Below are 12,629 nucleotides of genomic sequence, written 5' to 3' on the forward strand. Positions count from 1 at the left end.
TTATAACACTACTTATATGTCCCTCATCACTTATTCATTGGTTTGTAACACTACTTATATGTCCCATATGATGATATGTCCCATGTGATGATCAAGCGAAATGATCAAATGATGTCATAATTAAATATAAGCAACTCATTTATTTCTCCTCTTCCACTCCCTTTACTATTAATATTTCTTGTTGCTTTTACCCTCACTATATTATAACCTTTATAAATATCTTCGAAAAAATTATCATTTTGATCTACATTTTTAGGATCGGAATTACTCAGCATAAAACAAGCACCTTTTTTATCAACTACCATTCTTGCCCAATTTGCAAGTCTCTTTTGACTTTCATCATCAAAAGGTATTTTTGAATAATCCGTAAAACTTGACGTTTCATTCAATGGTCTATATGGAGGATCTATATATAAAAATGAATTCTCATCTACATAATTAGTTATATTTTCAAAATCCCCTATTAATAATTTTGCTTTTTTTAAAGCATAATTAACTGCTAATAAATTATCCTTATCACATATAGCTGCCTTTTTCCTTTTCCCAAATGGAACATTATACTCTCCTTTTTTATTTTGTCTATATAAACCGTTGAAACATGTTTTATTTAAAAATATCATTTTTGCTGCATGACCAATCCACTCATTCGAAAATACATTATAATTTAATGTTTTCTTTTCCAAATTAAATAATTCCCTCTGCCCATAATACACTTCTTCTTTCTTTATCATATCCCCTTCTAAATATGTGCTCTCTAATATTTCCAGTTGTTCAATTAGCTCTTTAACATTATTTTGAACAACATAATATGTTAATATAAGCTCTTCGTTTATATCATTTAAAATTATTTCTTCGAAATTATATTGGGATTGCAAATAGAAAAAAACTGCTCCCCCACCTAAAAAAGGTTCAATATATCTTTTTACGTTACCTTTTAATAATTTTTGTGGATAATAATTTTGGAATTGGTCTAATAGCTGACTTTTACCTCCTGCCCACTTTAAAAATGGTTTCGCTTTTAAATCTAACAATTCTATTCCTCCTAATGTATCTGCTGTATTCGTTTTTTTGTTAATTCCAAATACACTTCTTCAATATCTATTCCTATAAAGTTTCTTTTATTTTCTACTGCAACAACTCCAGTAGTTCCCGAACCACAAAATGGATCTAATATCATGTCCCCTTCATCAGTAGATGCCATTATACATCTAAATAGTAGTTGCTTTGGTTTTTGTGTTGGGTGTGCACCAAAAGTTTTTTCCCTTTTAGGAGTAGTTGGTATTTCCCAAACACTTCTCATTTGTTTCCCACCATTAAATTCTTTAATAAAATCGTAGTTAAACTTATGCCTTGCATTTTTTGATTTCTTTACCCATATCAAAACTTCATGGCTTGCAGTAAAACATCTGCGACTCATATTGGGAGCTGCATTGGGCTTAAACCAAACTATTTCATTTATGATATGATAACCTAGCTCCATCAATGCAAATGCAATCGTGTGAATAATATGATATGTTCCCGATATCCATATAGAACCAGTATCTTTTAATACCCTATCACATGCCTCTAACCATTTTCTATTAAAATTATAATCATTTTCAAAACCGCCTGAACGGTCCCATTCGCCCTTATTTACACATGCAAATTTTCCTGATTTACATGTTATTCCATCATTGCTTAGTCTATATGGTGGATCTGCAAATATCATATCTACACTTTTTTCATTTAAATCCATTAATTTTTCAATGCAATTACCTAATATCAATTCTACATTTTCATCTTTATAAAACTGCATACGCTAACATCCTTTGTTTTTTATATACTTCTTCAATTTTATCACAAATATTATGCTATAAAAATCATTATTTTTGGAATACAAACAAATACTCATGGGCAATAAGATAAAAATTATTTTTTATGCTAATTTCTTTCCAATATTCTGTTTTTCTGCAATTATGTTGTTCTTTTATAATTATCTCCTTTAGTTTAAAGCTTTGATTTAAAAATTTATTCAGTGTTTCATAACCTAAAGGTTTAATGTACCCGTTTTTTCTTATATCTCCAATCAATAAAGCACAATATTTTCCCTTTTTTAATACCCTATAACATTCACTTGCTACTTTTACAATTTCATTTAAAAATTTGTCATACTCTAACAAAGATATATCTTCTTCTATATCTTCACTATATTTAATTGCATTACTATATGGGGGATGTGTACAAATTAAATCAATTGAGCTATCTTTTATATCATATAAATTTCTTGCATCCCTTTTCAATAAAATAGTTTTACTTTTTGATTGAATGCATTTTGTTCTTTCCCATGCCATTTTAAGTGCAACTTCATTTACATCACAACCGACACCTATTCTGTTAAGTAATCTACACTCTATTAAAGTAGTGCCACTACCTGCAAACTGATCAAGAACAACGTCATTCTCCTTTGAATATCTTAATATTATATTTCTAGGTACATATGGGCTCCAATTACCAGGATAATCACCTTTATGTGTATAATAATTACCTCTGTCCTTAAAACTCCATATTGTTGTAGTTTCTAGCTTGAAATTATCTAACATAAATACTCTCCCTTCTTAAACTATTGAAAGTTTATCCAAACTTAGAATTATTAAACATAAAATTTTAAATATTAAAAGGATAAAAATATTATTTGTAGAATATATAACTATGTATTAAATACCTTCAGGAGGATTTTTATGGAAAACACTAAAGTTTTAGTTTACAATAAATCAGAAACTACATTTTCATTCTTAATTGATACTCTAAAAGATTCCATTAAAAGCTGGGATTATTTCGTTGATTGGAAAAAAGTAAAAAACAATATTAGAGATATAGAAATTGAACTAAATATTTTAAACTATTTAATTGGAAAAGAAAATATTAAAGAGGAGCTTACATATCTTTTAAACAAACATCCTGAAGTAATTAAAGCATTTCCTTATTTATTGGCTAGCAGAGAAAACAAATTTAAAATTTTATCTTTAGATAAAAACGATAAATTTGATTATAAAATTTTCGATTTCAATAAAAAACATTTTGATTCCAAAGATATCGAAAACATCATAACTTTTATAGAAAATACCCAACTGATAAATATATTCATGGATAAAAACATAAAAAGTTTGGTTGACTATGTATTTGGTGTAGAAGTTGGCTTAGATAGTAATGGTAGAAAAAACCGTTCAGGTACTGCTATGGAAAATATCGTCGAACACTTTATTCAAAGAATCTGTTCTAAGAACAATTATCAATATATAAAACAAGCTACTGTGACAAAAATAAAGGAAAAATGGAACTTTAATGTAACTGTGGACAAATTAGAAAGAAGATTTGATTTTGCAATTAATACAGGCAGCAAACTATTTTTAATAGAAACTAATTACTATAGTGGTGGTGGTTCTAAACTAAAAGCAACAGCTGGTGAATACAAAACCTTATTTGATTTGTTAGAACATGACGGACATGAATTTATATGGATAACTGATGGTAAAGGTTGGCTAACTGCTAAAAGACCATTAGAGGAAACTTTTAACCACAATAGATATATTTTAAATTTAAAAATGATAGAACTTGGCGTTCTAGAAAATATTTTAAAGGATTGTAAATAAATCTGTTTATCTTATGGTGAGTATCTCATTAAAGACGAATCCGTCTCTGCGACCTAGTGCTAAATTAATCAATCAGACTCCTATCCCAAAAGTACCACAACAAAGCATATCTGCAAATATAACAATAATGGTCTGAACTGCTCAATTCATTTCAGACCATTATTGTTATATTTTATCTTTATAAATTGTATTTATCTTATACTCATTCTACTAAAATTAAATAACTAAAACCTATAATATCAAATCGACCTTACCTACCGCTATTTCCTTAAAATCACCTTATCTTGTCTTTTTCTCGTGTCTGCCAGTGTATTTGCTATTTGGTTTTACCAAGGTAAGCTTCTTTGATGCTTTCGTCTGCCAGAAGGTCCTGACCCGTTCCTTGCTTTGTTATTGTACCTGTTTCCAAGACATATGCCCAGTCAGCTGCCTTTAGTGCCATATTGGCATTTTGTTCAATCAGAAGAACAGTGATACCTTCCTTATTAATAGTCCTTATAATATCAAATATTCCCTGTACAACAATTGGTGCAAGTCCAAGGGATGGCTCATCCATCATAATGAGCTTAGGGCGGCTCATCAATGCTCTTCCAACTGCCAGCATCTGCTGCTCTCCTCCTGACAAAGTCCCTGCAAGCTGCCATGAACGCTCCTTTAACCTTGGAAAAAGTTCATATACATGGTCAATGTCTCTTTGAATGTTGTCCTTACGGAGATATGCACCGATTTTGAGATTTTCCAAGACAGTGAGATTTGGAAATACACGTCGTCCTTCAGGAACCAGTGTAATGCCCTGTGAAACTATATAATCAGGCTGTTTCCCTGTTATATCCTTTCCCTGAAAGGTTATTTTTGCCCGTTTAGGCTTAACAATTCCAGCAACAGTACGAAGGGTAGTACTTTTCCCTGCTCCATTTGCACCTATTAAGGTTACAATTTTCCCCTCCTCAACATGAATTGAGATATTTTTTACAGCTTCAATCCCTCCATAGTTAACAACAAGATTCTCAATTTTTAAAATATCACTCATCTCCGCTCACCCCCAGATATGCTTCTATTACACGGGGATTGTTCTGAATTTCTGCTGGAATACCTGTTGCAATCTCCTTACCAAAATCAATTACATATATGCGGTCAGAAATATCCATAACAAGATTCATATGATGTTCAATCAAAAATACCGTAAGTTTAAAATCATCCTTTATTCTTCTGATAAACTGAGTAAGCTCCATCGTTTCCTGAGGATTCATCCCCGCAGCCGGCTCATCTAAAAGAAGAAGCTCAGGACTTGTGGCAAGGGCCCTAGCAATTTCAAGTCTTCTTTGTTTTCCATAGGGCAATGAGCTTGCAACTTCATCTTTAAGATCTGCAAGTCCTAAAATTTCAAGAAGCCTCATACAATCCTCTCTATTTTTCTTCTCTTCGGCATAATTTATCATAAAGGTAGCCGAAAAAAGATTTGCCCTCTGTCGCATATGTTTTGCAATAAGAACATTTTCAAAAACACTTAGTTCCTTAAAAAGGCGAATATTCTGAAAGGTTCTTGCAACACCTAGTTTTGTAATTTGATCTGGTGTCTTCTCAATGGTATTTTTATATTTTCCATAATTTTCACTGGCATATAATTTTCTCATTTTTCCCTTTGGATAGTTTTCTATTATTTTTTCACCTTTAAAGTATACTGCTCCATTAGTTGGTGCATATACTCCTGTGATTACGTTAAAGGCAGTTGTTTTTCCTGCTCCATTTGGTCCTATAAGTGATACTATTTCACCCTTATTGACCTCCATTGAAAGATTATTTACAGAAACAACTCCTCCAAACTGCATAGTAACATTTTCTAAACGAAGCATGCTTTCTCCTTTGACATTCTCATGCATTCCTCTGCACCTCCCCTTTTCCTTTTTGCCTGGAAATCAGTCCAAAGGGATCTTTGAAGAATTTAGCAATCCCATCCCATGAGAATTCCTTTGTTCCCATAATACCCTTACGCCAGAAAAGTACCACTGCCATTATAACTATGGAGAAAACCACCATTCTAAATCCTGTTCGAAGGAAAGGGACCTGAAATCCACCAATATACATAGGCTCATCAAGGAATCTCATCCACCATTCACTGCAGGCAACAAATAGGAATGCTGCAAGAATACTTCCTGTAATAGATCCGATTCCTCCTATTACAACGATAAGGAGTATTTCATATGTCATTGCAGCAGTAAAGGCCATTGCCTGTACAGTAGTTTGGAACATTGCAAGAAGTGCTCCACTGATACCTGCAAAGAAAGAGCTGATAATAAATGACATCATTTTATGTTTAAACAGATTTATTCCCATAGCCTCTGCAGCAACCTCATCCTCACGTATTGCCTTAAAGGCACGTCCATAGGTTGAACGTATCAGAAGAATAATCATAGCAATACATAATGCCGAAACTCCGAAAGGAAAAAGTATCGAATCATATGTGTAAAAATTACGCAGGAGGTTAGACCCATTTGTCAGTGGTCCTATTTTATTCCACTGAATTATAGCCCTTATAATTTCCGCAAAACCTAATGTTGCATGGCAAGATAGTCACTTTTTAGCTTTAATACAGGAAGCCCTACTAAAAATGCTGTCAACCCCGCCATAAGTCCTGCAATTATTATTGCAACAGGTACTGGAAGTGTAAACTGTACTATTCCCCCACCAAAGTACTGATACACTGATGCACGCTGTGCTACGGGAATAGTTAATATTGCATAGGTATATGCCCCTATAAGCATAAAGCCCGCCTGTCCCAGTGAAAATAATCCAGTAAAACCATTGAGCAGGTTCATTGATACAGCAACTAGTGCATATATGGCACCCTTTTGAAGAACCGTTGAAAGCATGGAGCTCTTTAACGAAGAATTATCAATATAGAGTAAAAAACCTACAAGCACTGCTGTAAGAATTAAAGATGCTGTTAATTTTGTTCCTTTCTTCATATCTCACACCTTCTCCGATAATTTTTCTCCAAACAAACCGTTTGGCTTAAGCACTAATATTATTATTAATAATGCAAATGTAAAAGCATTACTGAATATTGAGTAATCGCTATTTGATTTTATAAAAGTTTCACAGACACCAATTATATATGCACCTATTACAGCCCCTGGAATAGAACCTATACCTCCGAATACGGCTGCAACGAATGCCTTGAGTCCAGGCATGGCCCCAATAGTTGGAGTTACCTGCTCATAATATGAGAAATAAAGAATAGAGCCAACAGCTGCAAGGAATGAACCTATTATAAATGTCATACTAATAACACTGTTAATTTTAATCCCCATAAGCTGTGAGGTTTCAAAATCCTTTGACACGGCACGCATTCCCATACCTATTTTTGTACGTTTAATTAAAATTACAAGGGCAATAACCAAAAGTATTGTAAGAATAGGAGTAATTATTGTTATAACCTTTGTTGATACCCCAAAAACAGTAATCCCATTAGATATGAAGGGTATTGTAGGATATGGCTTTGCCAATCCTCCTGTAAAGTATGTTGCGAAATTCTGTAAAAGATATGAAACCCCTATTGCCGATATCATTATTGACATTCTTGGAGCATTTCTTAATGGTTTATATGCCACACGTTCAATAACAACGCCTAAAACTACTGTTAGAATCAACACTAATGGAATTGAAATATACATTGGTATTCCTGAAGACACAATATAAATCATAAAAAAGCCAGCCATCATGAAAATATCACCATGGGCAAAGTTTATCAGTCTTAATATACCGTAAACCATTGTATAACCTATTGCAATTAAGGCATACAGACTGCCAACAGTTACCCCTGACAGCAGAAGCTGTAAATAATAAGATAAATTTTGCATAGAGAAAACCTCCATCCATATAGTTGAGTAAAGGTGAAAGAATTACTGAAACTTTTTGCCAGACCCTCCTGGATTATATGTCAAAAACTGCAAGTCTCTTATTGGATTATTCTTTCACTAAGTAAAAGTCTTCAATTGTTATATCTTAAATAATAAGCACAGTAGGTAAATATATTACCAACCGTGCATATTTTAATAACCTTCAACGTTCTACTTTTGTACTGATTGAGTTCTTAAAAACTTGAATGCACCGTTTTCTATTGTCTTTATATATGCCATTGACTTATTGGCATCTCCGTTTGAATCGAATGTTATGTTTCCTGTAACCCCATTATAATTAACTTTTGATATTGCCTTACATATGTCCTCGCCTTTAACACTGTTAGCTGCTTTAATAGCTTCAACAGCAACCATATATGCATCATAGCCAAGGGCTGAAACTGCTGCAACACCTTCAGTTCCACCATTATTTGTTAGGTTCTTTGGATCTGCCTTTAAGAAATCCTTAAAGCCTTTAACGAAATTAGCTGCAGCTGCGTTGGAAGTATCATTTTCATCAAAGAAGGTGGATAAGTAAATATCCTTTGCTGCATCCCCAGAATTTTTTATTATAGTTTCATTTTCCCAAGTATCTCCACCCATGATTGGGCACTTTATTCCAGCTGTTCTTGCCTGTTTGATAATAAGGGGAGCAGTTTCAATTGATGATGGAGCAAATATTACATCTACATTCTCCTTCAAGAAATTAGAAACTATTGCTGAAAAGTCAGTTTCTCCACCTTGGAAATCAGCCTTAACAACTTTTCCGCCAGCCTTTTCAAAAGCTTCAGCAAAGTAGTTGCCAAGACCTGCAGAATAGTCATCTCCTGCCTGTGTTAAAACTGCTGCCTTCTTGCATCCCTTTTCCTTTGCGAAGTTTGCCATAACAGTTCCCTGGAAAGGATCAAGGAAACAAACACGGAAATAATATTCATTTCCTAATGTTACCTGAGGATTTGTACATGAAGCTCCTATTGCGGGAATCTTTGCATCCTTGAATATTGAGCCAGCTGCAATAGAAACACCTGAACCGTAAGAGCCAAGTACTACTGAAACATTCTCACTAACAAGTTTTTGAGCAGCTGTTTTTGCCTTGCTGGTATCAGACTGATTATCCACTTCTACTAGTTCAATTTTATAGGTTTCACCATTTATAGTTACTGTTGGTGTAACTGTGTTAGCATAACGCATACCAAGAACTTCCTGCTTTCCTCCACCAGCATTCTGCCCTGATGCTGGTTCAAAAATACCTATCTTAATTACCTTACCGTCTTTACCTGAAGTAGATGTGTTGCTTGTACATCCTGTAAACATAGCAAATGTCAAAACAACAGCAATTGTCAAAGCTAAAATTTTTTTCATCTTCCTCCCCCTTTTTTAAATATTTAATAATTATATATTATCAATTTTTACCATCAAAGTCTATATATTTATCAAAATATTCAGAAATATGAATAATTTAAAAAATGTTTCTGCAAAATATTCATAAAATTAATTATATAAGCATATATATAGTATTTTAATGCAATTTTTAATTAAAAAATAATCAGCCATATCACTTAAAAGTTATAAGTAATATGGCTGACATTTTTATCTATTGACAAAATCAATAAATTGTTATATCGTAATATTATGATATTATTATTTAATTAATTTCTTATATATTGGAGGTGTTACTTTGACTAATAAAGATAAGCAAACTATCATCGGGGTTCTTGGTCTTATGGCTTTTTTAGCAAATGGAGATAACTATGCAGCTGCTCCACTTATTATAAATATCGCAAAAGACCTGAACCTTACATTAACCACAGCTGCAGTCTCTGTTACTGCATATATGCTGTCTTTTGGCCTATTTACAATTCTATTTGGACCACTTGGAGATAGGTTTGGAAAAACGAAAATAATAAATATAGCTGCATTTGGTACTGCAATATTCAGTATGTTAGGAGCTTTTGCTTTTAACTTACCATCACTAGTATTCTTTAGAGCCGTAAATGGTGCCTTTGGTGCAGGTATTTTCCCAGTAACTATGGCACTTGTTGGTGAAGTTTTTGAACCTCAAGAAAGACAAAAATCAATAGGTAAGGTTATGGGGATGATGTTCCTAGGAGGTGCTTCTGCTACTTTTATTGGTGGTGTTTTAGCTTACTTTGGTTCTTGGAGAGCAGTTTACTTTATATACGGTCTAGGTGAATTTATTCTAGCTATAATAATGTTAAAGAAACTACCAAAACTTCCAGGAAAAATTAATAAGTTAAATATAACTAGTGTATATAAACAAGCTCTTTCAAATGGAAAGCTTGTAGCTGTTGTATCAACTATTATGCTTGTAGGATTCAGCGTGTTTGGCAGTTTCACATACACTGGAAAACTCATTCAATCTAAAACAGGATTTAATATATTAATCGTTGGTATTGTTTTAACTTCCTTTGGAATTGCAACAGTTGTTGGTGGAAGAATTGCTCCAAAACTTCGTTCAAAACTTCAAAATAAATTCCTTTTAGTTTTAGGATTACTTGGTTCATTATCCTTGTATCTGTTATCAGCCACATCAAACACTGCATTAATAGTTATTGCTTTGTTTGGATTTGGTTTAGCCTTTGTTTCTCTACAATCAACTTTGGTTTCAACATCACAAGAAACTATGCCAAACCTTAGGGGTACAGCCATGTCACTTGCCTCATTCAACATGTTTGTAGGTGGAGCTATTGGAACAAGTGTGAATGGCAAAATAATTAACTTATACAACAATTACAATTACGTATTTATCGGTGCTTCTATTGCAATGCTTTTAGTGTCTTTTATTGCAACATATACTGTAAAAAAAGCATTAAAATAATTCTTGTCTTTGTGACATATATTTCAACTAAATAAATAACATCTCCCTTCAAAGGAAATATAAATTTCAAAATGAACTTTGAAGAGAGATGTTTTTATTTATTTATGACATCACTTATATGTCCCTTATCATTTTGATTGATTACTATCTAAATTAAATGTATTTACAGTGTAAAAAACACTTCCATTTTTCGCTAAACTTCCAACACGTTGAATTATATAATTGATTATTTTCTTCTTATCCTTCCATTTATATGCATATCCCCTTGGATCAGGGGCATACTGTTTACATATAATCTTTAACTCTTCTAAATTAATTCTATATAATGCATCTTCTAGTTCTTTTACCCCATTATCTCTATAAAAATCAATCGGATTCATTATAGATTCATTATTAATTTGATATTTTGCTGACTTCTTGCTTTTTTTTCTTCCATTCTTCCAACTTAACTTAACTTTAAACTCTATATCACTTATATTCTGGATATTCTCCTTTAAGCATATCAATAATTGTTCTATATCATTCATATTATTTAAAATAAATTGCTCATTGCCATCATATTCATAATTTCTATCTTCCTGATCATCAATCTGCCTCTTTGAATTTAACTGTTCATCATCTTTAATTTGATTTTCATTGCTTCTAAGACCATTATTTTTACATTCCCTTATTATCTGTAATATATACTTTTTATTAAATCCCAAAGCCACCATTTCCTCTATCGATTTACCTTCCTTAAATAAGTTTTTAATTTGTTCTTTTTTATTCATCTTAAAATCCCCCATAGCTATTTTGCTCTTTGTATAAACTCACATGTAAGTCCTTTAAATGCTTCGTATACTTCCCTTTGATATCCAAATTTCTGCTTCAAGTTATTAACACTGATACTTAACTCTGCAGCTTCTGAAACCTTTGATGTTTCCTTAATAATATTATTAAATACCTTTGGATACTCTCCCCTATTTCCCCTTGAGATTAAATCCTGAGTAGTTTCTCTGTGCATTCTATTATTACTTCTATACTTTGTGATAATAATGCCAAGTGGCTTGATATCGTACCCCCTATTTATTTGCTTTATATCATTTGCACATCTAGTTATCCTATCCAATATTTGCGGAATTCCCCAGGTTGAAAGTATATCAGGTATTACAGGAATCAAATAATAATCACTTAAATAAATCCCATTTAATGTCATCGTACCTAAATTAGGAGGACAATCAATAAGAATATAATCATAGGAATCAATTACTTGCTGGTTTAAGTATGATGCTAATACTGTAATAGGATTTTGAGTAAAAGTTGATGTTTGCACTATGTAAGCTAGTTTATCCTGAATTTCAATAAGATCTACACTTGAGGGCAAAAGATGTAGATTTTTAATACCACCACCTACATTAGATACCCCTTTAATAATAGATTTATCAAGATCGAAATGTTTTGTTCCAGACAATTTATCACTAAACATTTGATGTATAGTATTTCTATCATCATTTGCTTTCTTCCACTTATTTTGTTCAATTAACATTACTGTTGCATTTGTTTGAGGATCCAAATCAATTACCAAAACCTTCTTACCATACTCCCCAGCTAAAAATTGAGCCAAAGTAACAGTTGTAGTTGTTTTCCCAACCCCACCCTTTAGATTTATAACGCTTATTATTTTCCCCATGGCACCTCCATATAAAAAATTTAATCCACATAAATTATATGTTACAAAGAAAAAAAAAATTAACATATTTGCAATTTATAAATAGTAAAGTTAAAGCCTTATATCTGCTATAAGCAGCTATAAGACTTATCTTTAAAATTCTAGTAATTTATTTTTATTCTAAAAATACGGGACATATAAGTGTTGTTCAGAACCAATGAATAACATCCCCTTTCAAAGGAAATACTAATTTAAAATAAACTTTGAAGGGAGATGTTTTCTTATGCCAAGGTTAGCAAGACAAAAAACAGAAGACGCCATTTTTCATGTAATGGCAAGAAGCATTAGCGAAGTTGATTTATTTAAGGATGATGAGGATAAGCTCAACTATTTAGCTCTAGTTAAAAAATATCAAAAAACCTATGAATTTAGAGTATATGGCTACTGCCTTATGGATAATCATCTTCATTTAATAATAGATGCCAACGGAGCAGATATTTCAAGGATTATGCACAGCATAAACTTCTCCTATGCACAATATTTCAATCACAGACATAAAAGACATGGACATCTATTTCAAGACAGATTTAAAAGCAAAATGGTAAAGAGTGAAA

General features: G+C 32.3%; 14 protein-coding genes. 3 read left to right on the top strand and 11 right to left on the bottom strand.

The genetic code is table 11. From position 1 onward, the window contains the following. Window positions 1–104: 104 nt before the first annotated feature. From Q428_RS06830 to Q428_RS06840, 3 genes are all read right to left on the bottom strand, one after another. Window positions 105–1,031, bottom strand: coding sequence for a DNA adenine methylase (locus tag Q428_RS06830; protein ID WP_035379419.1), 927 nt, complete (start codon window positions 1,029–1,031; stop codon window positions 105–107). Between the two features lie 11 nt (window positions 1,032–1,042). Continuing rightward, window positions 1,043–1,795 carry a DNA-methyltransferase gene (locus tag Q428_RS06835; RefSeq protein WP_035379420.1) on the bottom strand — a complete coding sequence of 251 codons (753 nt, stop codon included), beginning with the start codon at window positions 1,793–1,795 and terminating at the stop codon, window positions 1,043–1,045. A gap of 67 nt (window positions 1,796–1,862) precedes the next feature. Then, window positions 1,863–2,579, bottom strand: coding sequence for a TRM11 family SAM-dependent methyltransferase (locus tag Q428_RS06840; RefSeq protein WP_035379422.1), 717 nt, complete (start codon window positions 2,577–2,579; stop codon window positions 1,863–1,865). 138 nt (window positions 2,580–2,717) lie between these two features. On the opposite strand from Q428_RS06840, the gene Q428_RS06845 reads away from it, so the two are divergent. After that, entirely contained in the window at window positions 2,718–3,629 is a 912-nt protein-coding gene (locus Q428_RS06845; protein WP_035379424.1) for a type II restriction endonuclease, read from the top strand. 316 nt (window positions 3,630–3,945) lie between these two features. Here Q428_RS06845 and Q428_RS06850 read toward each other — a convergent pair whose 3' ends face one another. The 6 genes from Q428_RS06850 to Q428_RS06870 all read right to left on the bottom strand — a co-directional run bounded on the left by Q428_RS06850 (window position 3,946) and on the right by Q428_RS06870 (window position 8,890). Continuing rightward, window positions 3,946–4,650, bottom strand: a complete 705-nt coding sequence (locus Q428_RS06850) for an ABC transporter ATP-binding protein (RefSeq protein ID WP_035379447.1) — start codon at window positions 4,648–4,650, stop codon at window positions 3,946–3,948. Between the two features lies 1 nt (window position 4,651). Next, the gene (locus Q428_RS06855) at window positions 4,652–5,509 is read right to left on the bottom strand and encodes an ABC transporter ATP-binding protein (RefSeq protein WP_035379425.1); all 858 of its coding nucleotides are present in this window, start codon (window positions 5,507–5,509) and stop codon (window positions 4,652–4,654) included. Beyond that, window positions 5,502–6,167 (bottom strand): branched-chain amino acid ABC transporter permease, encoded by a 666-nt coding sequence (locus Q428_RS16535; protein ID WP_341349014.1) that lies wholly within the window; start codon window positions 6,165–6,167, stop codon window positions 5,502–5,504. The genes Q428_RS06855 and Q428_RS16535 overlap by 8 nt, the downstream gene beginning before the upstream one ends. Before the next feature lie 11 nt (window positions 6,168–6,178). Then, window positions 6,179–6,595, bottom strand: a complete 417-nt coding sequence (locus Q428_RS16540) for an ABC transporter permease subunit (protein ID WP_341349013.1) — start codon at window positions 6,593–6,595, stop codon at window positions 6,179–6,181. Between the two features lie 3 nt (window positions 6,596–6,598). Next, the gene (locus Q428_RS06865) at window positions 6,599–7,489 is read right to left on the bottom strand and encodes a branched-chain amino acid ABC transporter permease (protein ID WP_035379427.1); all 891 of its coding nucleotides are present in this window, start codon (window positions 7,487–7,489) and stop codon (window positions 6,599–6,601) included. A gap of 210 nt (window positions 7,490–7,699) precedes the next feature. After that, window positions 7,700–8,890 carry an ABC transporter substrate-binding protein gene (locus Q428_RS06870; RefSeq protein ID WP_035379429.1) on the bottom strand — a complete coding sequence of 397 codons (1,191 nt, stop codon included), beginning with the start codon at window positions 8,888–8,890 and terminating at the stop codon, window positions 7,700–7,702. A gap of 316 nt (window positions 8,891–9,206) precedes the next feature. Between Q428_RS06870 and Q428_RS06875 the strand changes: the two genes are divergently transcribed. Beyond that, a complete protein-coding gene (locus Q428_RS06875; protein WP_035379431.1) occupies window positions 9,207–10,367 on the top strand; it encodes an MFS transporter in 1,161 nt (386 codons plus the stop codon). Window positions 10,368–10,495: 128 nt separating this feature from the next. On the opposite strand, the gene Q428_RS06880 is transcribed toward Q428_RS06875, so the two are convergent. After that, the gene (locus Q428_RS06880) at window positions 10,496–11,137 is read right to left on the bottom strand and encodes a hypothetical protein (protein WP_035379433.1); all 642 of its coding nucleotides are present in this window, start codon (window positions 11,135–11,137) and stop codon (window positions 10,496–10,498) included. Between the two features lie 17 nt (window positions 11,138–11,154). Next, window positions 11,155–12,036 carry a ParA family protein gene (locus Q428_RS06885; RefSeq protein WP_035379435.1) on the bottom strand — a complete coding sequence of 294 codons (882 nt, stop codon included), beginning with the start codon at window positions 12,034–12,036 and terminating at the stop codon, window positions 11,155–11,157. Between the two features lie 262 nt (window positions 12,037–12,298). On the opposite strand from Q428_RS06885, the gene Q428_RS06890 reads away from it, so the two are divergent. Continuing rightward, the coding region (locus tag Q428_RS06890; protein WP_035379437.1) for a transposase at window positions 12,299–12,629 on the top strand (331 nt) is incomplete at its 3' end.

Origin of the sequence: Fervidicella metallireducens AeB (assembly GCF_000601455.1) — a bacterium.
GTDB lineage: Bacteria > Bacillota > Clostridia > Clostridiales > Caloramatoraceae > Fervidicella > Fervidicella metallireducens.

Bases quoted from the DNA above. Each gene is read 5' to 3' on its own strand.
- Q428_RS06835 (WP_035379420.1), bottom strand. From the start codon at position 1,795: ATGCAGTTTTATAAAGATGAAAATGTAGAATTGATATTAGGTAATTGC.
- Q428_RS06840 (WP_035379422.1), bottom strand. From the start codon at position 2,579: ATGTTAGATAATTTCAAGCTAGAAACTACAACAATATGGAGTTTTAAG.
- Q428_RS06845 (WP_035379424.1), top strand. From the start codon at position 2,718: ATGGAAAACACTAAAGTTTTAGTTTACAATAAATCAGAAACTACATTT.
- Q428_RS06855 (WP_035379425.1), bottom strand. From the start codon at position 5,509: ATGCATGAGAATGTCAAAGGAGAAAGCATGCTTCGTTTAGAAAATGTT.
- Q428_RS16540 (WP_341349013.1), bottom strand. From the start codon at position 6,595: ATGAAGAAAGGAACAAAATTAACAGCATCTTTAATTCTTACAGCAGTG.
- Q428_RS06865 (WP_035379427.1), bottom strand. From the start codon at position 7,489: ATGCAAAATTTATCTTATTATTTACAGCTTCTGCTGTCAGGGGTAACT.
- Q428_RS06870 (WP_035379429.1), bottom strand. From the start codon at position 8,890: ATGAAAAAAATTTTAGCTTTGACAATTGCTGTTGTTTTGACATTTGCT.
- Q428_RS06880 (WP_035379433.1), bottom strand. From the start codon at position 11,137: ATGAATAAAAAAGAACAAATTAAAAACTTATTTAAGGAAGGTAAATCG.
- Q428_RS06885 (WP_035379435.1), bottom strand. From the start codon at position 12,036: ATGGGGAAAATAATAAGCGTTATAAATCTAAAGGGTGGGGTTGGGAAA.